Annotated in this window: 20 protein-coding genes and 1 pseudogene; 9 read left to right on the forward strand and 12 right to left on the reverse strand. The window is 62.5% G+C overall.

The features are described from left to right. Nucleotides 1–91 precede the first annotated feature (91 nt). On the forward strand, nt 92–1435 hold the full coding sequence (gene pabB / locus V5F23_RS19195; RefSeq protein WP_338496097.1) for an aminodeoxychorismate synthase component I: 1344 nt from the start codon (nt 92–94) through the stop codon (nt 1433–1435). A 115-nt stretch (nt 1436–1550) separates the two neighbouring features. Here pabB and thrH read toward each other — a convergent pair whose 3' ends face one another. After that, a complete protein-coding gene (gene thrH / locus V5F23_RS19200) occupies nt 1551–2168 on the reverse strand; it encodes a bifunctional phosphoserine phosphatase/homoserine phosphotransferase ThrH (RefSeq protein WP_042732465.1) in 618 nt (205 codons plus the stop codon). A 171-nt stretch (nt 2169–2339) separates the two neighbouring features. On the opposite strand from thrH, the gene V5F23_RS19205 reads away from it, so the two are divergent. From V5F23_RS19205 to V5F23_RS19215, 3 genes are all read left to right on the forward strand, one after another. Beyond that, nucleotides 2340–3080, forward strand: coding sequence for a phosphoadenylyl-sulfate reductase (locus tag V5F23_RS19205; RefSeq protein ID WP_042732464.1), 741 nt, complete (start codon nt 2340–2342; stop codon nt 3078–3080). Between the two features lie 467 nt (nt 3081–3547). Then, nucleotides 3548–5077: an NCS1 family nucleobase:cation symporter-1 gene (locus V5F23_RS19210; protein ID WP_338496099.1), complete on the forward strand. Its 1530-nt coding sequence runs from the start codon at nt 3548–3550 to the stop codon at nt 5075–5077. 56 nt (nt 5078–5133) lie between these two features. Further along, entirely contained in the window at nt 5134–5862 is a 729-nt protein-coding gene (locus V5F23_RS19215) for an aspartate/glutamate racemase family protein (protein ID WP_338496102.1), read from the forward strand. 145 nt (nt 5863–6007) lie between these two features. On the opposite strand, the gene V5F23_RS19220 is transcribed toward V5F23_RS19215, so the two are convergent. Further along, nucleotides 6008–6931: a LysR family transcriptional regulator gene (locus V5F23_RS19220; protein WP_338496105.1), complete on the reverse strand. Its 924-nt coding sequence runs from the start codon at nt 6929–6931 to the stop codon at nt 6008–6010. 126 nt (nt 6932–7057) lie between these two features. Between V5F23_RS19220 and V5F23_RS19225 the strand changes: the two genes are divergently transcribed. Continuing rightward, nucleotides 7058–7804: a 3-oxoacyl-ACP reductase family protein gene (locus V5F23_RS19225; protein WP_338496107.1), complete on the forward strand. Its 747-nt coding sequence runs from the start codon at nt 7058–7060 to the stop codon at nt 7802–7804. Nucleotides 7805–7874: 70 nt separating this feature from the next. Here the strand turns inward: V5F23_RS19225 and V5F23_RS19230 are convergent, their stop codons facing one another. The 6 genes from V5F23_RS19230 to V5F23_RS19255 all read right to left on the reverse strand — a co-directional run bounded on the left by V5F23_RS19230 (nt 7875) and on the right by V5F23_RS19255 (nt 12598). Continuing rightward, complete coding sequence (locus V5F23_RS19230; protein ID WP_053146256.1) at nt 7875–8570, reverse strand: HAD-IA family hydrolase; 696 nt, start codon at nt 8568–8570, stop codon at nt 7875–7877. 183 nt (nt 8571–8753) lie between these two features. Beyond that, the gene (locus V5F23_RS19235; protein ID WP_053146253.1) at nt 8754–9125 is read right to left on the reverse strand and encodes a hypothetical protein; all 372 of its coding nucleotides are present in this window, start codon (nt 9123–9125) and stop codon (nt 8754–8756) included. A gap of 92 nt (nt 9126–9217) precedes the next feature. Next, on the reverse strand, nt 9218–9379 hold the full coding sequence (locus V5F23_RS19240; RefSeq protein ID WP_338496111.1) for a hypothetical protein: 162 nt from the start codon (nt 9377–9379) through the stop codon (nt 9218–9220). Between the two features lie 30 nt (nt 9380–9409). Continuing rightward, entirely contained in the window at nt 9410–9568 is a 159-nt protein-coding gene (locus V5F23_RS19245) for a hypothetical protein (RefSeq protein ID WP_172679709.1), read from the reverse strand. A 499-nt stretch (nt 9569–10067) separates the two neighbouring features. Further along, entirely contained in the window at nt 10068–10253 is a 186-nt protein-coding gene (locus V5F23_RS19250) for a hypothetical protein (protein WP_042729288.1), read from the reverse strand. A 155-nt stretch (nt 10254–10408) separates the two neighbouring features. Further along, complete coding sequence (locus V5F23_RS19255) at nt 10409–12598, reverse strand: response regulator (protein ID WP_042729289.1); 2190 nt, start codon at nt 12596–12598, stop codon at nt 10409–10411. 387 nt (nt 12599–12985) lie between these two features. On the opposite strand from V5F23_RS19255, the gene V5F23_RS19260 reads away from it, so the two are divergent. Together V5F23_RS19260 and V5F23_RS19265 are read left to right on the forward strand one after the other, a co-directional pair. Further along, nucleotides 12986–13945 (forward strand): glycosyltransferase family 2 protein, encoded by a 960-nt coding sequence (locus V5F23_RS19260; protein ID WP_338496116.1) that lies wholly within the window; start codon nt 12986–12988, stop codon nt 13943–13945. 50 nt (nt 13946–13995) lie between these two features. Further along, on the forward strand, nt 13996–14799 hold the full coding sequence (locus V5F23_RS19265) for an NAD(P)-dependent oxidoreductase (protein ID WP_338496118.1): 804 nt from the start codon (nt 13996–13998) through the stop codon (nt 14797–14799). A gap of 7 nt (nt 14800–14806) precedes the next feature. Here V5F23_RS19265 and V5F23_RS19270 read toward each other — a convergent pair whose 3' ends face one another. From V5F23_RS19270 to V5F23_RS19285, 4 genes and pseudogenes are all read right to left on the reverse strand, one after another. Then, a complete protein-coding gene (locus V5F23_RS19270) occupies nt 14807–16939 on the reverse strand; it encodes a glycosyltransferase (protein ID WP_338496121.1) in 2133 nt (710 codons plus the stop codon). Continuing rightward, nucleotides 16932–17618 (reverse strand): 2OG-Fe(II) oxygenase family protein, encoded by a 687-nt coding sequence (locus V5F23_RS19275; RefSeq protein WP_338496124.1) that lies wholly within the window; start codon nt 17616–17618, stop codon nt 16932–16934. Before V5F23_RS19275 ends, V5F23_RS19270 begins: the two co-directional genes overlap by 8 nt. Then, on the reverse strand, nt 17618–19123 hold the full coding sequence (locus V5F23_RS19280) for a polysaccharide pyruvyl transferase family protein (RefSeq protein WP_338498962.1): 1506 nt from the start codon (nt 19121–19123) through the stop codon (nt 17618–17620). Before V5F23_RS19280 ends, V5F23_RS19275 begins: the two co-directional genes overlap by 1 nt. Next, a pseudogene (locus V5F23_RS19285) lies at nt 19106–20326 on the reverse strand (ABC transporter ATP-binding protein); the annotation flags it as partial. The pseudogene V5F23_RS19285 and the gene V5F23_RS19280, both read right to left, overlap by 18 nt. Nucleotides 20327–20804: 478 nt before the next feature. Here V5F23_RS19285 and V5F23_RS19290 point away from each other — a divergent pair. Both V5F23_RS19290 and V5F23_RS19295 read left to right on the forward strand, forming a co-directional pair. Beyond that, nucleotides 20805–21623 carry an ABC transporter permease gene (locus V5F23_RS19290; protein ID WP_047736394.1) on the forward strand — a complete coding sequence of 273 codons (819 nt, stop codon included), beginning with the start codon at nt 20805–20807 and terminating at the stop codon, nt 21621–21623. A gap of 55 nt (nt 21624–21678) precedes the next feature. Then, entirely contained in the window at nt 21679–24129 is a 2451-nt protein-coding gene (locus tag V5F23_RS19295; protein ID WP_338496127.1) for a glycosyltransferase, read from the forward strand. Nucleotides 24130–24155: the final 26 nt, after the last annotated feature.

Genomic DNA, 24155 nt, shown 5'->3' on the forward strand with positions numbered 1-24155 from the left:
AAACTTACCCATCTCCGACATCCCTCTAGGTGCAAATCCTACACAGGGATTACAATCGCTCCCCCGCCTCAATGGCTGATCCGCCCCGCCCATGCCGACCTGTTCCGTACACCCACTGCCCTACCGCGCCAACCCCGCCGAGTACTTCGCGGCCATCCGCCATGCCCCTGGTAGCGTGCTGCTCGACAGCGGCCGGCCGAGTGCCGAACGCGGGCGTTATGATGTGCTCAGCGCCTGGCCACTGGCGCAACTGGCGGTGCTGCCGGACGAGAGTGGGCGCGATTTCCTGCAACGTTTGCGCGCCCAACTGACCCGGTTGGGGCATGCTGTCCTGCCGGCCAAGGTGCAATTGCCCTTCGCCGGTGGCCTGATCGGCTACCTGAGCTATGACTTCGGCCGACATCTCGAAACCCTGCCGTCCCATGCGAAGGACGACCTGCACCTGCCCGACGCGCGTTTCGGCGTGTACGACTGGGCACTGGTCAGCGACCATCAGGCCGGCACCAGCCAACTGGTGTTCCACCCCCATTGCGCCGAAGCCGAACGCCAGCGCCTGATTGCACTGTTCAGCCAGGCGGCCCCACGGCCTGTGGACAACTTCAGCCTGGCCGGGCCGATGACACCCGACCTGAGCGCCGACGCCTATCGCGAGGCGCTCGAACAGATCCACGCGTACATCCAGGCCGGCGATTGCTATCAGGTGAATTTTGCCCAGCGCTTTCGCGCACCTTGCCAGGGCGATGCCTGGGCGGCCTACATGGCACTGCGGGCTGCGTGCCCGACGCCCTTTTCCGGGTTCCAGAGCCTGCCGGAGGGCGGCGCCGTGCTGAGCCTGTCACCCGAACGCTTCGTCAAGGTCAGCCAGGGCCACGTGGAAACCCGGCCGATCAAGGGCACCCGCCCCCGGGGCACGACGCCCACCGAGGACGCCGCCCACGCGGCCGACCTGCTGGCCAGCCCCAAGGATCGCGCGGAGAACCTGATGATCGTCGACCTGCTGCGCAACGACCTGGGCCGCACCTGCCGCATCGGCACGGTGCAGGTGCCGGAGCTGTTCAGCTTGGAAAGCTACCCGAACGTGCACCATCTGGTCAGCAGCGTGACCGGTGAGCTGGCCGCCGACAAGGATGCCCTGGACCTGATCGCCGGTAGCTTCCCCGGCGGCTCAATCACCGGCGCGCCAAAGATCCGCGCCATGCAGATCATCGATGAACTCGAACCGACCCGACGTGGCCTGTATTGCGGCTCGCTGCTGTACCTGGACGTGCGCGGGGAAATGGACAGTTCCATCGCGATCCGCAGCCTGCTGGTCAAGGATGGGCAGGTGTGCTGCTGGGGCGGCGGCGGGATCGTCGCGGATTCGGACTGGCAGGCGGAGTATCAGGAGTCGATTACCAAGGTAAAGGTGCTGCTCGATACCCTGCAGAACCTTTAGTGACCACACATCTTCTGTGGGAGCGGGCTTGCTCGCGAATGCAGTGTGTCAGTCACCATCATCATTTCTGACACACCGCATTCGCGAGCAAGCCCGCTCCCACAAGGGATTGGGGTTACAGGTTGAGGTTGCGGTTCGAAGCCTTGAGGAATTCCTGCTTCAACTCGGCAAAGCTGTGCACCGCCGGGAACTGCGGGAACTCCCGGATCACATTGTCCGGCGCATGGAACAGGATGCCGGCGTCGGCTTCACCGAGCATCGTGGTGTCGTTATAAGAATCCCCGGCCGCAATCACTCGGTAGTACAGGCTCTTGAAGGCCAGGACCGACTGCCGCTTGGGATCTTTCTGACGCAGTTGGTAGCCCGTCACTCGCCCGCTGTCATCGGTAATCAAACGATGGCAGAGCAAGGTGGGGAAACCCAACTGACGCATCAGGGGTTGGGAGAATTCATAGAACGTGTCCGAAAGAATCACCACCTGGAAGCGCTCGCGCAGCCAATCGACGAACTCGATGGCGCCGTCCAGCGGCTTGAGCGTGGCAATCACCTCCTGGATGTCCGACAGCTTGAGACCGTGCTCGTCGAGGATACGCAACCGCTGCTTCATCAGCACGTCGTAGTCGGGAATGTCCCGAGTGGTTGCCCTGAGGGATTCAATCCCGGTTTTTTCGGCGAAGGCAATCCAGATCTCCGGGACCAGCACACCTTCCAGGTCGAGACAGGCGATTTCCACAGGACACTCCCATTTATTGATGTTTATCGGTTGAGGGAACAAAAGGCCTGCCGACTCTAGCCATTCACCGGTGCCGGCGCAACGCACAGGGCGCGCCAGTGCCGACAGCTTTTGTTACCATCAGCCCCCTATAGAGCGCTCAGCGCCACCGACCTGTAGGAAACCGCCCTGATGAGCCCATCGTTTGACGTCGTGGAACTCGCCACGACTTATGCCAACAAGTCCCCGCAGGACATTCTCAAGCTGGCCTTCGCCGAGTTCGGTGACGAGCTGTGGATATCCTTCAGTGGCGCCGAAGACGTGGTGCTGGTGGACATGGCCTGGAAACTGAACAAGAACGTCAAGGTGTTCAGCCTCGACACCGGTCGCCTGCACCCGGAAACCTATCGGTTCATCGACCAGGTGCGCGACCATTACAAGATCGACATCGAGCTGATCTCGCCGGACCACGCCAAGCTTGAACCCTTCGTGAAGGAAAAAGGCCTGTTCAGCTTCTACAAGGACGGTCATGGCGAGTGCTGTGGCATTCGCAAGATCGAGCCGCTGCGCCGCAAACTCACCGGTGTGCGCGCCTGGGCCACCGGCCAGCGCCGCGACCAGAGCCCCGGCACCCGCAGCCAGGTGGCCGTACTGGAAATCGACACGGCGTTCTCCACCCCGGAGCGCACCCTGTACAAGTTCAACCCGCTCTCGCAAATGACCAGCGAGGAAGTCTGGGGTTACATCCGCATGCTGGAACTGCCTTATAACAGCCTGCACGAACGCGGCTTCATCAGCATCGGCTGCGAACCCTGCACCCGCCCGGTACTGCCCAACCAGCACGAGCGCGAGGGGCGCTGGTGGTGGGAAGAAGCGACCCAGAAGGAATGCGGGCTGCACGCCGGCAATATCATCAGCAAATCCAAGGCCTGATACCGCACAGACCGACGCCCGCCTCGACCTTGTACACAGAAATGTCACCACAGGTGCCATTTTTGTGTGCACTTTATCCATCAATGCCCTGAAAAGTTACACCTATCTCCCTACCCCGCCTCCCTTCTGCGCCCTGCCACGCCCACTGAAAAAATAAATACCTGTTCAAACGGTCAATTTATACCGTCTATTTTTCAGTTACTTATTAAAAATCAATAACCAAACGAAATGACAGGCGCGTCATTTAGATCCGCGGCTGGCATAGATCTGGCTTGAGTCGACAAGTGTTTTGTATACAACCCAAATAAAACCTACACACACTTTTAGATCCGCAAGCCTGAAGCGCCCTATCCCGTACAGGCTGCAGATGCCCCATAACCAAGATGCTCGCCGCGCCGCGACGAAGATTGCCGAGCCTTGCGCTCATGCCCAGTCATCGCTGCGCCGAGAATCAGGAGCCTGCCGGAATGCGTACAAGTCTCTCCAATAACATCGCGCTGGATCTGCCCTCCTCCACTACCGCCCATACTGACAAACAGGCGGCCTCCCTGGCTCTGAGCCCCCGGCTGCATAACAAGGACCTGGCCCCGACCAAGGCCGAAGGCCGGCGCTGGGGCCGCTACAGCATCTTTGCCCTGTGGACCAACGACGTTCACAACATCGCCAATTATTCGTTCGCCATCGGCCTCTATGCGCTAGGCCTGGGGGGCTGGCAGATCCTGCTGTCCCTGGGGATCGGGGCGGCGCTGGTGTACGGTTTCATGAACCTGTCCGGGTACATGGGGCAGAAGACCGGGGTACCGTTTCCGGTCATCAGCCGGATCAGCTTCGGTATCCACGGGGCGCAAATCCCGGCCTTGATCAGGGCGGTCATCGCCATTGCCTGGTTCGGCATCCAGACCTACCTGGCGTCGGTGGTGTTCCGTGTGCTGCTGACCGCGATCCATCCAGGCTTCGCCGAATACGACCAGAATTCGATCCTCGGCCTGTCGAGCCTGGGCTGGGTGTGCTTCGTGGCGATCTGGTTCGTGCAACTGGTGATCCTGGCCTACGGCATGGAAACGGTGCGCCGCTACGAAGGCTTTGCCGGCCCGGTGATCCTGGTCACCGTCGCCGCCCTCGCCGGGTGGATGTACACCCAGGCCGGCGCGACCATCGCCTGGTCGATCCGCGAGCCCCTCACCGGCGGTGAGATGTGGCGCAACATCTTTGCCGGCGGCGCGCTGTGGCTGGCGATCTACGGCACGTTGATCCTCAACTTCTGCGATTTCGCCCGCTCTTCGCCGTGCCGGCGGACCATCGTGGTCGGCAATTTCTGGGGCCTGCCGGTGAACATCCTGGTGTTCGCCGGGATTACCATCCTGCTGTGCGGTGCGCAATTCCAGATCAACGGCCAGGTCATCGAAAGCCCGACGCAGGTCATCGCCTCGATTCCCAACACATTCTTCCTGGTGCTCGGTTGCCTGGCGTTCCTGATTGTCACCGTGGCGGTGAACATCATGGCCAACTTCGTCGCACCGGCGTTCGTGCTCAGCAACCTGGCGCCCAAGTACCTGAACTTCCGCCGCGCCGGGCTGATCAGCGCCGCCATTGCCGTGCTGATCCTGCCGTGGAACCTGTACAACAGCCCACTGGTGATCGTGTATTTCCTGTCGGGCCTGGGTGCCCTGCTCGGCCCGCTGTACGGCGTGATCATGGTCGATTACTGGTTGCTGCGAAAAGGCCGTATCAATGTGCCGCAGTTGTACAGCGAAGACCCTAGTGGCGCGTATTTCTACAGCAACGGCGTCAACCTGCGGGCCGTCGCGGCGTTCATTCCGGCGGCGCTGATCGCGATCGTCCTGGCGCTGGTGCCCGGTTTCGACAGCGTCTCACCGTTTTCCTGGCTGATCGGCGCGTCGATTGCCGGCCTGCTGTACCTGATCATCGCCAAGCGCCAGCCCTACTACGAAGACGTCAGCGGTGAATCCATCGCTGTGGATAACGTCAGCCATTGATCTGTAAGGCGGCCCCACCGCGGGCCGCCGTCTTTTCTGCGTTAAGGAAACTGCTCATGCGAATTCTTGTGGTCAACGTCAACACCACCGAGTCCATCACCCAGGCCATCGCCCAACAGGCCCAGGCCGTGGCGGCGCCGGGCACCGAGATCATCGGGCTGACACCGCACTTTGGCGCCGACTCGGTCGAAGGCAACTTTGAAAGCTACCTGGCCGCGATCGCGGTGATGGACCGGGTGATGTCCTACGACCAGCCGTTCGACGCGGTGATCCAGGCCGGTTACGGCGAGCATGGCCGCGAAGGCTTGCAGGAACTGCTGAACGTGCCCGTGGTGGACATCACCGACGCCGGCGCCAGCACCGCGATGTTCCTCGGCCATGCCTATTCGGTGGTCACCACCCTGGACCGCACCGTGCCGCTGATCGAGGACCGCCTCAAGCTATCCGGCCTGTTCGACCGCTGCGCCTCGGTGCGGGCCAGCGGCCTCGCGGTGCTGGAACTCGAACAGGATCCGCAACGGGCGGTAGAAGCCATCGTGCAGCAGGCGGAAATGGCCGTCAGCCAGGACAAGGCCGAGGTCATCTGCCTGGGTTGCGGTGGCATGGCCGGGCTCGACGAACAGATCCGCCAGCGCACCGGGGTGCCGGTGGTCGATGGCGTCACCGCCGCCGTGACCATCGCCGAGTCCCTGGTACGACTGGGGCTGTCGACGTCGAAAGTACGCACCTATGCAACACCCCGGCCCAAGACCATCATTGGCTGGCCGGGGCGGTTTGGGCGGTGAGTTCCAGCCTTTAACCGAGTTGAGCTCTTCGCGAGCAAGCCCGCTCCCACAATGGGTCTGTGTCGCACACAAATGCGGTGATCAACACAGTTCGATGTGGGAGCGAGCTTGCTCGCGATAGGCACACGTCGGCCTGAAGCCAGGCTCAAACCGCACTGAACCGCGCCGCCAACCCCTGCTGCGCGAACTGCTCGATGATGAAGTCCACGAACGCCCGGGTCTTGCCCGGCAGCAACTTGTGCTCGGCGTAGTAAATGGAAATGTTGCCATCGTCGACGTACCAGTCCGGCAGGACCCGCAACAACGCGCCGGAATCAAGGTAAGGCACTGCAACCGGCATGCTTACCAGCCCGATGCCCAACCCTTGGGCCGCGGCGGCGCAGTCGGCCTCCGAGTCGCTCATGGTCATGCGCGCCTTGAGCACGAGCGGGCTGTGCTGCCCGCTGCGATGGGTCAGTTGCCAGGAACGGACGCGCCCGGTCTGCGGTGAACGGATCAGGATGCCCTGATGGTGCGCCAGATCGTCCGGCTCGATCACCGCGGCATGGTCCTGCAGATAATCCCTGGAGGCCACCAGCACTCGATGCGCCACCGCCAGCTTGCGCGCCACCACCCCTTGGGGCAGCTCGAAGCCACCGCCGATGGCCGCATCGAAGCCCTGGCCGATCAGGTCCACTTGCCGATTATCGAAATGCCAATCGGGATTGATCGCCGGGTAGCGCCGTAGAAAACTGCCCAGCAACGGCACCACGTACAAACGGCCGAACGCCGTGCCCATGCTCACCTTCAGCGTACCCGCCGGTTGTCCGCCCGCACTGGCGAGGTTGGCGACGGCGTTCTGGATGGTGTGCAGGCTGCCGCTCACTTCGCTCAGGAACAACTGGCCGGCTTCCGTCAGCGTCAGTCGACGAGTGCTACGCTGGAACAGCCGCACGCCCAACCGCGCCTCAAGCTTGGCCACGTTCTTACCCACTGCCGCCGGGGTCAGGCTCAAGCGGCGCGCCGCTTCGGCGAAGCTGCCGACCTCGGCGCTGCGGACGAAGCATTCGATACTACTAAATGTTTCCATGGGCGCCATTCCAAACTTTTGGTTTACACAGACTATAGCAAGGGCGGTCTACACAACCTACGACGCGATGTCGATACTCCTCCCCATCACCGCGGCATCTCGCCCCGGCACCTTTTGGAGAACACCATGAACACGCAAGCACTGAACGGTAAAGTGGCCCTGGTCCAGGGCGGTTCTCGCGGCATCGGCGCCGCCATCGTCAAACGCCTGGCCGCCGAGGGCGCCGCCGTGGCGTTCACCTACGTCAGCTCGGCCGCCAAGGCTGAAGAGCTGCAACACAGCATCATCGCAGCGGGCGGCAAGGCCCTGGCCATCAAGGCCGACAGCGCCGACGCCGAGGCCATTCGCGATGCCGTCGCCGCCACCGCCGAGGCCTTCGGCGGGCTGGACATCCTGGTCAACAACGCCGGCGTCCTGGCCATGGGGCCGGTGGAAGAATTCAATCTCGAGGATTTCGACCGGACCCTGGCCATCAACGTGCGCAGTGTGTTCGTCGCCACGCAAGCCGCCGCGCGCCACATGAGCGAGGGTGGCCGGGTGATCAACATCGGCAGCACCAACGCCGATCGCATGCCCTTTGCCGGCGGCGCCGCCTACGCCATGAGCAAATCCGCCCTGGTGGGCCTGACCAAAGGCCTGGCACGCGACCTCGGGCCCCGCGGTATCACGGTCAACAACGTGCAGCCCGGCCCGGTGGACACCGACATGAACCCGGCCGACAGCGACTTCGCCTCCAGCCTGCTGTCGCTGATGGCGATCGGGCGCTACGGCAACGTGGATGAAATCGCCAGCTTCGTGGCCTATCTGGCGGGCCCGGAAGCGGCCTATATCACCGGGGCCAGCCTGACCATCGACGGCGGCTTCGGGGCTTGATCGAGGCATGAAAAAACGCCGGTCAAGGTTATCGACCTTGACCGGCGTCCTGCTGTCTCGCGCTGTCCCGTCAGGCCCATTCCAGCTCGGGCAAACCGCAAAGGCCTGGCTGGAACATCTTCAACGAGCGAATGATCCCGTCGGCATGGGCGTATTTTTCATCCGCCATGGCCGGGTCCGGGATCGCGATGGCGGTCATGCCGGCCGCCTTCGCAGCCGTCACGCCAAATGGAGAATCCTCGAACACCAGGCAATCCGCCGGGGCGACGCCCAGGCGACGGGCCGCGACGAGGAAAATATCGGGGGCCGGTTTCGCGGCGCCCACTTGCGGGTCATCCGCCGTGACAATGAAGTCGAACAACGCGAACCAGTCCCGGTGCAGGGTGGTTTTCAAGGCGAAGGTGTGCCGCGAGGAGCTGGTGCCCACCGCGATGGGCACGCCGCTGGCCTTCAGGTGCCGCACCAGTTCCTCGGCCCCCGGCATTGCCAGGGCATGGGGGAAACGCTCGCGCATCAGCGGCTCGCGAATCACCAGGAACTCTTCGGGGGTGATCGGCAGCTCCAGGGCCTGGACCACATAGCGGGCCAGGTCGCCAGCGCCGCGGCCGATGATGTTCTGCTTGACGCTCCAGTCGAACGTACGCCCGTAGCGCTCGGCGATGATGGAGGTGACCTCGGTGTAGATGCCCTCGGTGTCCAGCAACAACCCATCCATGTCGAAAATCACAGCCTTGATCGGGCCAAACTCTTTCAGCGGTGCATTCATCGCATCTGATCCGTTATCAACACAACATTCCAGGGATGGCTCAGGTGCGGCCAGGGAAGGTATTCGCCTTAAAGGATTCAGCAGCATAACGAGGGGGGCTTGGAGCAGGCAACGGGTAATCGACGATACCGCCCATGGGAGCTGGCTCCTACGGGCGGCCTCGCAGTTGAAGGGCGTTAACGGTTACTGGCCGGAACCGCCCGAGCCACCGCCCGAGCCGCCCGAGCCGCCACCGCTGCCCCCGCTGTCGCTGGTGCCTGTGCCGCCACTGGTGCTGGCGCCGGCCGAATCACCGCCCATGGTGCTGCTGCCGCTGGTCGAACCGCCGCCGGTGCCAGGGCTGGTGCTGCTGCCACTGGCGTCACCGCCATTGCCGCCGCTCACGGAGCCCGGTGGCAAGGCATTGCCGTTGGCGTCAGCGTTCATCTGGGTGGACGGTGGCATGCCACCCTTGTCCACGGGCGGGTTGTCGCTTGAGGACTGGGCGAAAACGCTCAGGGAGCTGGCCGAAAGAATCCCGGCGAGTGTCAGCGCTGTGAGATTGGACTTCATCATGGTGAGTCTCCTTTTCGAGGTACTTACCTGATGTGTGGCAAGGGCAGCACGCTGATGGTGCCGTCGGATCGACAGGCGGTGGACCGGGCTGATCAGCCCAGCCCGGCCACGCCGTCATCATCGTCCTCGGGAGGCGCCTGTTCTGCCGCCGCGTCATCATCGGGCGGAAGCTGGTCGCGACTCAGCGGATTGGTGGGTGATGGCAGCGGGTACTCCGGGGTTTCGTCATCGGGCGCGGGCGAATCGGCAGTCATGACAGCCTCCAGAGGCGGATCGAACCCGCCTCAATCGTAGGACTCATCCTCAAGCTCGGCGTCTTCGTCGTCGATCAGCGGGACCTGGGCGTCGTCCATCAGCGAACCGGGGTCTTCATTGCCCGGGTCATTGACGAAAGGAAGGCCCGACGGGCCTTTTTCTTCCTTGCCTTCGGTTTCCGGGGTCATGGCACACCTCGCAATTGTTGATGGATGTAACAATTCGAGGCGAGAGAACGCTAAACGTTCCGGATGATTTCAGGTGCTCAGATGCAAAACAGTGGGGCCAAGCGGCGCTTTCTCTCGTGCTTCTTGCCGCTGGGAAGGCCGTCGTTTTATGACAGGCAAAAAAAAGCCCGCTGGGGAAACGGGCAGGTACTGCTTTCTAACGGATGAGTTCAGCCTACGTGCCCGCTTGTGAAAGAAACGTGAAAGAAACACTCCGTTGAAAAAAGATGAAAAATATTTTCGGCAACTCAACAAAAAGCCCCGTTCGATAACGTAATACCGCTCACTTAAGGTAAGAACGTCACCGGCCCCGTGGCGAGGGAGCTTGCTCCCGCTGGGCTGCGCAGCAGCCCCAAAAGCTTGGGACCGCTGCGCGCTCCAGCGGGAGCAAGCTCCCTCGCCACGACAAGTGATAAACGTCAAGTGAACAGCATTACCGTTCGATAACGGGGCTGCACGGTTACTTCTTGACCGGGATCCTGGGCAGGAACTTGGCTTTTTCGCCTCGCTGCACCTTCGACACCTTGGTTCTGATGGACTTGATCGGTTCATCGCCAAAGTCCGACCGATAGGCCGACTGACCACACTGCAGCCCTTCGTTGATCGGATACACGGCTGCATTGTCCTCGCTGTACGCTGCTCCCATTGCCATTCCCCTTTCATCGAGGCCCATACCGGCAACAACCATTGCCTGGAAAATATCGGCCCTACGCGCTTCAGACTAGTCGGTCAGCAACAGACTGACAGTCCGATAACGCCCTTCACCGACGAATGGAACTCACTGTTTCAGAAAGGAAACGGTCATTCGGAGCCCAGCAGGGTGCGATGTAAAATCCGCGAAACCTGGTCGGCCGAGTAAGGTTTGGGCAAGAACTCGAAGCCTTCATGCCCCTTCAGCGCCAGCTCTTCGCTGTAGCCGGACGTCAGGACCACCGGCAAGTCCGGACGGCGCGCGCGCAGCTCCTTGGCCAAGGTGATCCCGCTGATGCCCGGCATGACCACGTCCGAAAAGATCGCATCGAAGGCCATCGCATCCGGCCCCACCATTTCCAGCGCCTGCTCGGCGTTGGTAGCCCAGGCCGTTTCATAACCCAGGTCCTGGAGGATCTGGTTGGCAAAACGCCCCACTTCCAGGTTGTCTTCCACGACCAGCACGCGCCGGGTGCCTTTTTCCAGCACCATCTGGGTGACCTCTTCCCGGCCAGGCTCTTGAACGTCCTCGGCCTCCACTTCCGGCAGGTACAAGGTAAACACCGTGCCGCCGCCGACGACGGTGGAGACATCGACGTTGCCGCCTGACTGCTTGGCGAAACCGAACACCTGGGACAACCCCAACCCGGTGCCCTTGCCCACTTCCTTGGTGGTGAAGAACGGCTCGAAGATGTGTTCGAGCACGTGCGTCGCGATGCCGGTGCCGGTGTCCGCCAGGGCAATGGCGGCAAACGCTTGCCGGGCCCCGGCGTGACCGCGGATGGGGGGCATGCCGTTGCCGCAATGAAGCCTGAGGCACAGCGTGCCCTGCCCGTCCATGGCGTCCCGGGCATTGAGCGCCATGTTGATCAGGGCCGTTTCGAACTGGCTCAGGTCGGCGCGAATGTAGCAAGGACGCCCGCACAGCTCGACCTTGACCTGAATTCGCGCGCCGGTGACGGTTTCCAGCATGTCACCCAGGCTCTGCACCTGCTTGCCCACCTCGAAGACTTCCGGCTTCAGCGGCTGGCGCCGGGCAAACGCGAGCAACTGGCTGGTCAGTTTCGCGGCGCGCTCCACCGTCTCGGAGACCGCGGTCATGTACCGTTGCCGACGCTCTTCGGACAGGTTGGGCATGCGCAGGAAATCGACCGAAGAGCGAATGATCGTCAGCAGGTTGTTGAAGTCGTGGGCCACGCCGCCGGTGAGCTGACCAATGGCCTCGAGCTTCTGGGACTGGCGCAGCGCCGCCTCGGTCTGTTTTAGCCGTGTGGTGCGCTCTTCGACCCGCTGTTCCAGCGTTGCATTGAGCTCAGCCAGTGCGGCCAGGCCTTCACGCACCGCGGCGTCCGCCCGAGAGCGCTCGATGTGGGCCCAGGATCGCTCGGTGACTTCCATCAACAGCGCCAGGTCGTTGGAGGACCAGACGCGCGGGTTGTTATCGTGGATCGCCATGAGCGCCGTCAAACGCCCGTTCTTGATCAACGGGACGCAGATGGTCGCGGCAATGCCAATCGCCTGGAAGGTCGCCGCTTCTTCCGGTGCCAGCTCCACCTGGTTGTCGTTGATCACCAACGGCTTGCCGGCGCGCAGGTTGCCGACCGCCAGCCGACCGAAATCGGCCAGGCGATAATGTCCCAGAATATGCGGCGATCCCGCACGGGCCCAGTCACCGCGGATCGTGAAACCGTCCTCGTCCTCGTCCACGTCGGCATAGGCGCAGTTGGACAGGTTCAGGTGCGCCGCCAGGATGCGCGTGGTGGTGGCCATGATGACCTGCGGGTCGGTGGCATTGGCCACCGCGTTACCAATGGCATCCAGCACGGCCAGGCGCTGGGTCATGAACACCGTGGAGGTGGTCTCGGTGACGGTGTCGACCATGCCCACGACCTTGCCGAACTGGTCGCGAATAGGGCTGTAGCAGAAGGTGAAGTAGGCCTGTTCCGGGCCGCCCCCGCGCTCGATGACCAGGGGAAAGTTCTCGATGTAGGTGGCCTGCCCCTCGAAGGCGGCCCGCACAATGGGGCTGATATCGCTCCAGACTTCCCGCCACACCTCATCGAACCCCCGCCCCAAGGCCTCGGGCTTGTTTCCCAGGATGGGCAGGAAGGCATCGTTGTACAGCGTGATCAGGTCTGGGCCCCAGATAATGGCCTGGGGAAAATGCGAGGCAAGGCTCAGCGCAACGGTCGTCTTCAACACATCGGGCCACTGTTTCGGTGGTCCGAGCGACGTGTTGTCCCAATCATGGCGGCGCACCCGTTCGGCCATCTCTCCGTAGCTCTGCAGCCAATCTGTCATTGCGTTCGATCCTTGCGTACTGCAATTGCCATCAGGGAGCGCTTGAGACTCCATACCGGCCCGTATTATCCCGTGCCGGGTTCGAATGCGCGATTGTATTGTGGAATACAACGCGCCACCCTTCGCGATTCCTGGGTGAAACGGCGCACAAACCTACAGCCAAGTCCTACACGTTCAGTGGAAACATTCTGCCCAATGAACCCAGGGAGCAAACCTGCCGTCCCATCAGCCGTCCGTGCAACGTCTTATTTCGCAACAGAAAAAGACAGGTGTTGATACGATGGCACCTTTCGCAGATCCCGGAGATCCAACCCCTATTGGCCCCTGTTCCTGCGCGCTACCTGGACGTAGCTTCCCTATCAGTGCCGCAGCCCGGCAAACGGAGTGATGAAGTTGGAAGCAGTGCAACTGGCCGCCACGGATGAGCGGCACAAGACACCTCGACGCGATGAGTGTGATGTGGTCATCGTCAATTACAACGCGGGAAAACTGTTGGTTGAGTGTGTCGATTCGGTCTTAGCCGCGGGTGCAGCCCGGGTCATCGTGGTGGACAACGACTCCCGCGACGACAGCCTGGCCAGGCTGCAAAGCGCCTACGGCAGCGGCCGCTCGCTCCAGATCGTGAAGAACACCGCCAACCTCGGCTTCGCCGTCGCGTGCAACCAGGGTGCACGCCTGACGACGGCACCCAATGTGTTTTTCCTGAACCCGGACACGGTGCTGGCCGTCGACGCCATAGACCGCCTGCTGCTGGCGCTGCACAGCTCACCGGGGATCGGGATGGTTGGCGGCTTTCTGTGTAATCCGGACGGCAGTGAACAACCCGGTGGCCGTCGGGTATTCCCCACCCCACGACGGGCGTTCATGCGGGCCTTCGGGCTCTCACGTATGGCCACAATCTTTCCCTCGGCCTGTTCCGACTTCCTGCTCCATAAAGAGCCGCTACCGGCCGCCCCCGTCGTCGTCGAAGCCATCTCCGGCGCGTGCATGCTGGTCAGGCGCGAGGCCATCGAGAGCGTCGGGCCATGGGATGAGCAGTACTTCCTGCATTGCGAGGACCTGGACTGGTGCATGCGTTTTCGCCAGGCCGGCTGGAACGTCCTGTTCGTACCGGATGCCCGGGTCATGCATGTGTTCGGCGGCTGCAGCCGGCATCGTCCGTATTTCGTCGAGTGGCACAAGCACCAGGGCATCCTGCGGTTCTATGGCAAGTTTTTTCGCCAGAAGTACTCGGCGTTTCTGTGGGTCAGCGTGGTCGTTGGCGTCTGGTTCCGATTCGGCCTGATGGTCTGCCGTCACGCTGCCAGCCGACTGGTGAAGGCCTTGAAACGACTGGCAGGCGCCTGAAGTTGCGCGTCGGCCTGTTGGGAGCTTCCAGCGTATGGGGTGAGCGTGCCATGGCGCTGCTGGGCCACGCGGGTCATGCCGTGACCCCCTTTACCCGAGCGCTGCCCAACACACCGCTGCCTGGCGCCGGCTGGCGACACACCGATGACTGGCAAGGGCTGGTGCTGGATGCATGCCTGTCCTTGGCGCCCCTCTGGGTTCTGCCGGACTATCTGCAACGCCTGGCCGACACCCAGCTCAAGCGCATCGTTGTCTTGTCCTCCACGAGCCGCTTCGCCAAGGCGATGTCACCGGATCCCAGGGAAAGGGACATAGCACAACGTCTGGTCGATGCCGAAACGCACCTTGAACGATGGGCAACGGCACGAGGGATCGAGTGGGTCGTTCTGCGACCGACGCTGGTCTATGGGCTGGGCCGTGACAAGAGCGTTGCGCAAGTGGCGCGGTTCATCCAGCGCTTCGGCTGCTTCCCGCTCGTCGGTGGCAGTGTCGGGTTGCGCCAGCCGGTGCACGGCGACGACGTGGTCCAGGCGTGCCTGGCCGCGATGAGTATCGACGACCTGCCCAGTGGCGGCTACAACCTCTCGGGAGGCGAAACGCTGCCCTACCACGCCATGGTCAGCCGGATCTTCCAGGCCCTGGAGCGCCCGGAACGCACCCTGCCCCTGCCCGCCCCGGCGTTGGGCATGGCGGTTTCGCTGATGCGCTGCCTGCCGCGTTACCGGCACCTTTCAAGCGCGCTGGTGCAGCGCATGAACCAGGACCTGGTGTTTGACCACTCGCTCGCCCGCGATCGACTGGGCTTTTCGCCCAGGCCGTTCCACTTGACCCACGAGGACCTGCCCGGGCGCTGACGCCATTTCAGCGCTGCACGTGGGCCTGCCAGCGTCCCCATTTGCTTTCGAAGTACGCCTGGTTCTTATCCCAGAGGGCCTGGTACTCGCCACTGGCGATCAGTTTTCGAAACGAAGCCTGCCCGTAATGATGGATGAACGCATCTTCGGCGCAGACGGTGCGGTAGCCCTTTTCCTGGACACGGCGACTGTAGTCATCGTCCTCGAACATGCCGATGCCGAAAGCTTCGTCCAGCCACCCCACGGCCTCGAGGACGTCCCTGCGCAAGGCGACGCAAAACATGGCAAGCATCGCGATGTCGAAACACTGCCCCGCATGGGCGGCCCTGTACTCATCGGCGAAACGCTGCATCCGCGCCATGTCGGTATAGCTCACCGGGACCTTCGCTTCGTTGCCCACGGCATTCGTGACAGGGCCGACCAGGCCGATAGCGGGATCGCGCAAATGACCGACCAGCGGGTCCAGCCATCCCTTGGGAACCACGGTGTCATTGTTGAGCAGCACGAGAATGTCGCCGTCGGCTTGCCTCAAACCCTGATTGTTGGCCGCCGCAAAGCCGCGGTTCTCGTCGTTGAGGATGATCTTCACCCACGGCACGTGCTGGTGCAGGCGCTCCAGGTAGTCACGGGTGCCATCGTCAGAACCGTTATCGACCACCACCAGTTCGTAGTGGGGCCAGGTGGTGTTGCGCAAGAGGCTGTTGATGCATTGAACCGTCAGCGCGAGGTTGTGGTAGGTGACCACCACGATGGAGACTTTTTCGTGCAGCGCCACCATCGCCTGTTGCGTGGCGGCGAATCGATCCTTCCAATCATTAGCCCGGGCCAGCTCGAGGCGTTTCTTGTAGGTGGCCAGATCGCGCTCGGCCAGTGCCCGCTCGAGCTGGGCGACGAACTCATCGACACCGGTGGCGAAATACAAAACGTCCTCATAGAGGCTCATTTCCTTGAGCGGCGTGGAAACCACCGGTTTGCCGGCACTGATGTACTCGTAGAACTTCACCGGGTCTACCGCATGCGTCACGTTATAGAGCCGGAAAGGGATCAGGCAGGCATCGAAATGATGCAGGTACAAAGGCATTTGGGTGTAGGGCCTGATGCCCAGCAGATGCACGTTGGGCTTGTGCTCCAGGCCTGCCATGTCGTCGACGAACACATCGCCCAGGAATACGAAGTTCCACTCCGGTCGCCGGTCCGCCAAGGCCGCCAGCAGGGGAAAATCCAGCCACTGCGCCAAGGCGCCATAGTAGCCAATGACAGGGCCGACGAGCCCTTCCAGCACGTCATTGGCGAAACAATGCTGATGGAAAAAGTTGAAATCCACGGCGTTCCTGACCAATACGCACCGGGCGGTACTGGCGCACCATTTTTCGTGCAGCAAGGCGGAAGACACCGTCACCAGGTCGGCCTCGGCCACCAGGGTCTGCTCTTCTCTGAGCAGCGGTTCGCCGATGTTCGGAAAACCGTCCCAGTCGTCCATGCAGTCGTACTGGATCCGCCAGCCACGCTCGGCGCGCAATGCCAGTGCCAACGGGCTCCAGTAAGGCAGGTGGATCACCGAGAGCGCCGTCTTTATCTGCCAATCGGCCGCCAGCGCGGCCAGGGCCTGCCGATAAAGCTCGACGCCCTGGGGCGAGAGCGTGGTTTCGTAGTACTTGTCCTGGGTGTCGCGTTGCAGCGCGACCTCATAGACATTCGGCGCCACGGCAGTCAGCAGATAGGGCTGGCCCTGTTCGGGCACGCTGGACGGCACGACATAGAACACCCGGTAGCCCTGCTGCGCGAACTGGCTCATCAACTGCTGCGGCCGCTGGAATCGCGCCGCCCAGGCGATGTTGGCGAAACAGAGGATGTCCAGGCGCCCCGAGGCCTCGAAGTCCGGTTCAACCTCGGGTATCGGCCACAGCTCCTGCCCGGCCGGGCGCACGATGGCTTCCATCAGCTTGGGCGGGTCTCGCCGGGCGGCAAAGCCATAGCGCAGCAACTGGGCAAGCGTGCGCAGCGGTTGGGTAAAACGCCAGGAACTGGTCTTCTGCAGGAAGTCGACTTTCGCCAGGGCGATATCGCGTTCATGAAGGGCGGCATCCCGTTGGGCCACGACACCCTCGCGCTCGGCCAACTTGCTGTCGGGCTTATGCACGTGGGTAGCCATGCAACGCCGGCGTCTCACCTTGCGGCCACATGGAACTGACGGAGCCAGGGCGATAGAACGTTGCCGTCAGGCTGCGGCGCGAGGCGTTGCAGTTGCCCACCACCCGCGACACGGCATGCCAGGAATTGGCCGAACGCACCAGGACCGCCGAATTGCCCACCAGGGGCTCGATCTCGGCCACCACGGCGGTGGGGTCGTTGCTGCTCAGGATTTGCAGGCAACCGCCGTCGTCACGGTTCCAGGACTCGTTGAAATAGAGGATATGGGTCACCAGCTTGTCCGGGAGATCCGGGTGTGCACCGAGGCTGGCACCCAGGCCGTAGTGAAAGACATTGACCTCCATCGGTACGCTGCGCAGGTCGATCCCGGTCAATCGCGACATGGCTTCGCGATAAGGCGCCGAACCCAGGTCCCGGGCCAGTTTCAGCCAGACATCGCTCAGTGACTCGGCAAAGGCGATGGTCTGGGTGCCCATCTCCACCAATGCCCGCGCCTCGTAGTCATAGTTTTTCTCGCCGCCATAGCCACTCACGGTCTTGAAGTGATCATGGGGAAAGGTCTCGGCCAACGCCGCGGCGTCCTTGGCCGAATACAGATTCGCGATTTCAGCCCAGGAGAATGGATAGGACTTCAGTGCAGTCGATTCGAGGCGAAAAAGTTCTAGCATTATTTATTCTGGGTCGCTGTCAGTTTTCGGATACCACGGGCAATGGAGCGCAGTGGTGCGGTCATTCGGAACGAACTGGAACCTTCTAGTTGCAGAACCCTAGCATTACTCGACGCCAGTTGCTGGCTGAGCTGGGAAATAAGCGCCTGCTGGGCAACTTCCTGGGCCGACGGGCCGGGGACTGGAGCGACGACCCGAGGCGTGATCGGCTCCGGCGCGCACTGGGCATGCGGGGCAGCGCCGCGCTCGGCGGCTCCTTCGAGCAGATTGGGCAGGTGCTGCAAAAACGCGCCCAGCGCCGGCCTGGACGCCGTGCGGCCCTGGCGAATGATGTCGGCCACCCGGTCCCAATGCGCCACCAGGGTGTCCGCCGCTGCGCGCGCCGCCGGCGACGGGGCCGTTTTGCCAACGCGCGAGAGAAACCACTGGGGATCGATCGTCGCCACGTCGGGCAACGCATGGAGCGAGTCGAACTCAGCCAGGGCCGTGTACTTGCCCGTGGTCAGGTCCGCCGAGCAAAACACCGGGACCCCGAACGCCAGCGCGCTGATCGCCAGGTGATAACTGTGCCCGATCACCGCTTGCGCCTGGCTGAGTATCTCGGCCATCAACAGCGGTTGCGGCCAGAACGGCAAGGTGACGGCCCCCGGCAGGCGTGCGGCAATGACCGACGGGTCGTCGCCCAGCACCGGGCCGATGGGGACGACCAGGAAGCGATAACCCTCGAATGCCTGGGGATGCTCTTCGAACAACCGGACGAACGACTCGACCACATGAATGGCGTGGATCACGATGTACGGCCGGTCCAACCCCGCCTGTTCGCGCAGTTGCACGAACGCTGGGGAAGGCTGCTGCTCATCGATCAGGCGCGGCAGGCCGAAGGCGGTGTCCGGCAGCACGTCGATCTCGGCCCGCGAGGTCAAGGCGGCCAGGGCATCGCGGGTCGGTACATCGCGCACGCGCACGTACCGACTTTGCTCCAGGGCCATGGTCAACAGCGGCCTGGCCCAGTCGGGAACATGATTGCAATGCATCCCTGGGGCATTCCACAGGACCGGGATCCCATGCTGCAACCCGACCAGCGCCGGCGTGAGCCAGTACCCCGTGGGGTGATGGATGTCCGTGGTCGTCGGGCCATAGCCAGGGGCGACGACCTTGTCAAAACGGATCAGGAACCCACCGCCGATCAGCACGCCGTCCAGGTCCTCGGCAACACGGGGCAGCTCGGTCAGCGAGGTCACCGCATAGGGCCACTCGGCCGGAGTCTTGGCGTGATAGGAAAACCGATGCAGGTGGACGTTGCCCAAGCGCCGGGCCAACTCCGCCTCGGCGAGGATGGGAAACAACAGGTCACCGTAATTCTCGACATCGAAGGTGCCGAATATCGCGACCTGCCAGTCGGGCTTGCGGGTGGGCTCGGTCAACGCGTCACGCTCCTTGAGTTTGTCCTCGGCCAGGCACGCTTGCGCACCGGGGCCAACGCTGTGCAGGCCCAGGTCGACCATGCCGAGGAAATGGCGGGCGCTGGGCAACACGTCGAACGCCAGCGGCGCGACCTGTTTTTCGATCAATTGCGAGGTGTCTTCGGTCACCCCGTGCAACAGCTTCAGGGTCACATGGTAGCGCCCCGCGGCGAGATTGGCCGGGAAGCGCACGTTGATCGCCGCCCGTCGCCAGCCATTTTCGACGGGGCCCATCGGCAAGGCAAAGTTCGCCCCACCGATGACCAGCAACCGCGCCTCCTGGATGGTGAAGCTGATGTTGGGCTGGCGAATCGACTCATGCAGCACTGCCTCCACGCGAATCTCGATGTCGTTCCCATACAAGTAGCTGGAGGTAAGCTCCTGGGTATCGGTGAAGCAGGCCGTCGTGATGCGCCCTTCCTCGGTGCCGAACGCGATGCCGTCCAGGCCGCCCATGAAGGGCTTGCGGGTCACCGGTATGACCCCGCCGCTGGCCCAGCGACGCTGCTCGTCACGCATGTCGAGCAGGTACAGCTCGGCCATTTCGTCCGGCGCGCCGCTGGCGACCACCTGGCCTTCGCGCAGGTAGATGACCCGGTGGCAGAACCGCTTGACCATGCTCATGTCATGGGAGACGAACAGCAACGTGGTGCCCTTGGCGGTCAGCTCTTCCAGGCGGCTCAGGCACTTGAACTGGAAGGACGCATCACCGACGGCCAGGGCCTCGTCGACGATCAGGATATCGGGCTCCACGCCGACGGAAACGGCGAAGGCCAGGCGCACCAGCATGCCGCTGGAATAGATCTTGGTCGGCTGGTCGATAAAGTCGCCGATGTTGGCGAAGGCCAGGATGTCCTCGAAGCGCGCGTCAATTTCCGCGCGGCTCAAACCCAGCACGGCGGCGTTCATGTAGACGTTGTCGCGCCCGGTGAACTCCGGATTGAAACCGGCTCCCAGCTCCAGCAATGCCGCGATCCGGCCGTTGCCCCGGACACTGCCGTGGGTCGGCATCAGTGTCCCGCAGATCAGTTGGAGCAACGTCGACTTGCCACTGCCGTTGCGGCCGATGATGCCGACGGTCTCTCCCCTGGCGACGCTCAGGGAGACATCGTTGAGCGCCCAGAACTCGCGATAGAAGCGCTTCTTGCCACGCATCACCATCTGCAACAGGCGGTCCTTGGGTGCATCGTAGATCTGGTAGCACTTGCTCAGGTTTTCGGCGTTGATCGCCACTTCATTCGACATCGGCAAAAAGACCCATCCGTGAATCACTGCCGTTTGTACCGGCGTGCAGGAACATGCGCTGTAACAGGACGTTGCGGGCAGTTAAGCACAGACGCCACGAAAAAAAAGCCTTGCGTGCGTGGCGCCGACAATTAATTCACGTTCGCCGCGGCGGGCTCGTCCAGGTCGATCCGGCACAAGGATCTGGCGTCAATTAACCGCCCTGCCCGCGCCCATTGCGCTCACGCGCCTCCTATCCAGAAAGACGTCTGCAACCGGGAGTTTTTATTGTCGACAGGCCCCAACGGACGTAAGGTGTAGCCCTCTTGCAGGCTGTACGACAGTGGCCTTGGGGCCACGAATAACCACTAGAACCCGCCGTCTGGACAGGAACGCCGGCCCCCTGCCTTTGAGGTGATTCGATCCGTCGATTCACCTGTGCATGACGATGTTCGTCAGGGCGCCTGTGATCGATACTGTCTTAAGGACCCCGCCACTGATGCAGCCGTTCAACGCTTCGCCCATCGCCATGATCAAGAGTGCGTTCACCCATCGAAACCTGATCAGGACCTTGATTGGCAGAGAAGTCAGCGGTCGCTACAAGGGCTCGGTGCTGGGCATATTCTGGTCGTTCTTCACGCCCGCGCTCATGCTGGTGGTCTACACCTTCGTCTTTAGCGTCGTGTTCAAGGCCCGCTGGGCCGGTGGCGGCGAATCCAAGAGCGAGTTCGCCCTGATCCTGTTCGCGGGCCTGCTGGTGTTCAACCTGTTTTCCGAATGCGTGAACCGTGCGCCGGGGCTGGTGCTGGCGAACACCAACTACGTCAAGAAAATTGTCTTTCCCCTGGAGATCCTCCCCCTGGTGTCACTGGGCGCGGCGCTGTTCCATGCAGCGGTCAGCCTGCTGGCGTGGCTGATCTTCTACGTCCTGCTGTTTGGCATGCCGCCCGCGACCCTGTTCCTGCTGCCCGTGGTGGTACTGCCCCTGGTGTTGCTGACACTCGGTGTTTCCTGGTTTCTCGCCGCCATCAGCGTCTACCTGCGGGACGTGGGCCAGTTCACTGGCATCGTCACCACGGCCATGCTGTTCCTCTCACCGATTTTCTACCCACGCTCAACGCTCCCGCAAAACTACCAGGCGGCCTTGCAGGCGAACCCGCTGACCCTGCCGGTGGAAGTCGCCCGCGACCTGCTGTTCTGGGGCAGGATGCCGCAATGGAGCAGCTTGGCAATTTACGCGGCGGCGTCTGTACTGATCGCATGGGCCGGATTTACCTGGTTCCAGAGGACACGCAAAGGCTTTGCCGATGTCATATGAAAATGTCGCCCGCCAACACTGAGCCAACAGCATTAACCAAGGGATTTTAAACCGCATGGAACAGCTCAACCGCCTGGCTGATTGCATCGACCAACTGAGGCGCTCGACAGAAACCCGGTCCGTGGAAGCCGTCCAACTGGTCAAGGAAATAGAGAACCGCGACCAGCTTATCGCTCAGTTGCGTCGGGAACTGAAAGAGGTCACTGCCCGTACGGCATCCCAGGAGCGCGAGACCGGGCGGCTGCACGCGCAGTTGCGCGAACAGCAACAGCAGTTGGCTGCGGCAACGACGTCGCTACAGGCAAAAATCGATGAAGCGGCCGCTCTCGCCGACCAGGCCACGGACCTGCAGGATCGCCTGGCCGGCAAGCATGCCGAACTCCTCAAGCTGTCGGACTGGAGCCACGCCATCGAGCGCGCTCCGCTGCGCTATTCGATCCGCAAATTCCTGTATGGATGGTCCCGGCGGGTCTTCGCCTTGCTGCCGCTCGATGCCCAACGCAAAAGCCGGCTGGCGAGCCAACTTCGACGCTGGCTCAAGCGACGCCAACCCGTGCCCGGCCAGTCAGCGGCATCACCGGAGCAGGCGTCCCAGCCGCTGCCAGCCCTGTTGGTGAACCTCCCTCCGCCGCCTCTCACTACGCAACCCTGCGTGGTGATGTTCGGCGTCATCGATTGGCACTTCCGCATCCAGCGTCCGCAGAACCTGGCCAAGGAACTGGCCAAGGCCGGCCAGACGACCTTCTACATCTCGAACAATTTTATCGACGATCAGGCGCCCGGCTTCGAGGTCGAGGCGCTGGATGCCTCCAGGCGGTTGTTCCAGATTCGCCTCAAAGTCTGCGGCGCGCCGGCCATTTATCACGCCCCGCCTTCGGCCGCCGCAATCGGCCAGTTGTGCCAGAGCATCGCCATGCTGCTGCGCTGGGCGAAAGTCGGCGCGGTGGACTGCATTGTCCAGCATGCCTACTGGTTTCCGTTGGCCAGGCGTATCCCCAACTCCACGCTGATCTATGACTGCATGGACCACCACGAAGGCTTTGGCAACGTGGCGCAGGAACTGCTCGACCTGGAAATCGCCCTGATGCGCCGGGCAGACCTGCTGGTCGCCACCTCCGATTGGATCGAACAACACGCCCGGCGCGAAAACGCCAACGTCGCGGTGATCCGCAATGCCAGTGAATACTCTTTCTTCAGCCAGCGTCCCGAGCAGATTTACCAGGATGCCAAGGGCCGCAAGATCATTGGTTATTACGGCGCTATCGCCGAATGGTTCGACCTGGACCTGATTCAGCACGTCGCCCAGACTTTTTCACAGCACCTGATACTGCTGATCGGCAATGACACGACCCAGGCGAAAAAAGCCCTCAAGGCCTGTCCGAACGTGGTCTTCGAAGGCGAGGTCCCCTACGCCTCGCTGCCTTACTACCTGCATGCGATGGACGTGTGCCTGCTGCCGTTCAAGGTCATTCCACTGACCCTCGCCACCAACCCGGTCAAGGTCTATGAATACCTGAGCGCGGGCAAACCGGTGGTCTCGGTGAAACTGCCGGAACTGAGCAAGTTCGGCGATCGGGTGCGGGCGGCCGAAAACCCGACGGATTTCGTCGCGGCCATCGGCGAGGTTCTGCAGGCCCTGCCAGAGGCGCAATCCACGCTGCAGGCGCGTCGCTCGTTCGCCCAGCAGCAGACCTGGCGACATCGCGCCGCGAGCCTGCGCCAGGCCATCGACACCTTGCCTCAACCCAAGGTCAGCGTCGTGGTGCTGACCTATAACAACCTCGCGCTCACCCAGGCCTGCCTCGACAGCCTGGTGACCCACAGTCACTACCCGAACCTGGAGATCATCGTCGTCGACAACCACTCCAGCGACGAAACCCCTGCCTTCCTCACCGACTGGGCGAAGGGACACCCAGACCGGATCGTCATCCTCAACCCCGACAACAAGGGGTTCGCGGCGGGCAACAACGTGGGCCTCGCCGCAGCCAGCGGCGACTACCTGGTGATCCTCAACAACGACACCGTGGTCACGGCCGGCTGGGTCAAGGGCCTGCTCCGGCACCTGCGGGACAACCAGAACATCGGGATCATCGGCCCGATCACCAACAACATCGGCAATGAAGCCAAGGTCAGCACCCGCTACAACCTGATCGAGGACATGCACGTCGAGTCGGCAGAGCTGACCTATGGGCGCATGGGCGAGAGCTTCGAGATCAACACCCTGGCTTTTTTCTGCGTGATGTTCCCGCGCACCACCTACGCACGGATCGGCGGCCTTTGCGAAGAGTATGGCCTGGGCTTTTTCGAAGATGATGACTACTGTCGCCGCGTCCAGCAGCTTGGCCTGCGCGCCTTCTGTGCCGAGGACGTGTTCGTCCACCATCATTTGTCCGCCTCGTTCAACCAGTTGGGCGCGCAGAAGAAACGCGTGCTTTTCGAGAAGAACAAAGCCCTCTACGAAAGCAAATGGGGGCCCTGGGTCCCGCATGTGTACCGGGACGTATAGGCCGCCCATGGTCCTTCCCAAGCCAC

The organism is Pseudomonas sp. WP18, assembly GCF_036689585.1.
Lineage (GTDB): Bacteria > Pseudomonadota > Gammaproteobacteria > Pseudomonadales > Pseudomonadaceae > Aquipseudomonas > Aquipseudomonas chlororaphis_E.

Bases quoted from the DNA above. Each gene is read 5' to 3' on its own strand.
- pabB (WP_338496097.1), top strand. From the start codon at position 92: ATGCCGACCTGTTCCGTACACCCACTGCCCTACCGCGCCAACCCCGCC.
- V5F23_RS19220 (WP_338496105.1), bottom strand. From the start codon at position 6,931: ATGGAAACATTTAGTAGTATCGAATGCTTCGTCCGCAGCGCCGAGGTC.
- V5F23_RS19210 (WP_338496099.1), top strand. From the start codon at position 3,548: ATGCGTACAAGTCTCTCCAATAACATCGCGCTGGATCTGCCCTCCTCC.
- V5F23_RS19235 (WP_053146253.1), bottom strand. From the start codon at position 9,125: ATGATGAAGTCCAATCTCACAGCGCTGACACTCGCCGGGATTCTTTCG.
- V5F23_RS19250 (WP_042729288.1), bottom strand. From the start codon at position 10,253: ATGGGAGCAGCGTACAGCGAGGACAATGCAGCCGTGTATCCGATCAAC.
- V5F23_RS19255 (WP_042729289.1), bottom strand. From the start codon at position 12,598: ATGACAGATTGGCTGCAGAGCTACGGAGAGATGGCCGAACGGGTGCGC.
- V5F23_RS19275 (WP_338496124.1), bottom strand. From the start codon at position 17,618: ATGCTAGAACTTTTTCGCCTCGAATCGACTGCACTGAAGTCCTATCCA.
- V5F23_RS19280 (WP_338498962.1), bottom strand. From the start codon at position 19,123: ATGGTCGACCTGGGCCTGCACAGCGTTGGCCCCGGTGCGCAAGCGTGC.
- V5F23_RS19225 (WP_338496107.1), top strand. From the start codon at position 7,058: ATGAACACGCAAGCACTGAACGGTAAAGTGGCCCTGGTCCAGGGCGGT.
- V5F23_RS19265 (WP_338496118.1), top strand. From the start codon at position 13,996: ATGGCGCTGCTGGGCCACGCGGGTCATGCCGTGACCCCCTTTACCCGA.
- V5F23_RS19260 (WP_338496116.1), top strand. From the start codon at position 12,986: ATGAAGTTGGAAGCAGTGCAACTGGCCGCCACGGATGAGCGGCACAAG.
- V5F23_RS19230 (WP_053146256.1), bottom strand. From the start codon at position 8,570: ATGAATGCACCGCTGAAAGAGTTTGGCCCGATCAAGGCTGTGATTTTC.
- V5F23_RS19290 (WP_047736394.1), top strand. From the start codon at position 20,805: ATGCAGCCGTTCAACGCTTCGCCCATCGCCATGATCAAGAGTGCGTTC.
- V5F23_RS19205 (WP_042732464.1), top strand. From the start codon at position 2,340: ATGAGCCCATCGTTTGACGTCGTGGAACTCGCCACGACTTATGCCAAC.
- V5F23_RS19245 (WP_172679709.1), bottom strand. From the start codon at position 9,568: ATGACCCCGGAAACCGAAGGCAAGGAAGAAAAAGGCCCGTCGGGCCTT.
- V5F23_RS19240 (WP_338496111.1), bottom strand. From the start codon at position 9,379: ATGACTGCCGATTCGCCCGCGCCCGATGACGAAACCCCGGAGTACCCG.
- V5F23_RS19215 (WP_338496102.1), top strand. From the start codon at position 5,134: ATGCGAATTCTTGTGGTCAACGTCAACACCACCGAGTCCATCACCCAG.
- V5F23_RS19295 (WP_338496127.1), top strand. From the start codon at position 21,679: ATGGAACAGCTCAACCGCCTGGCTGATTGCATCGACCAACTGAGGCGC.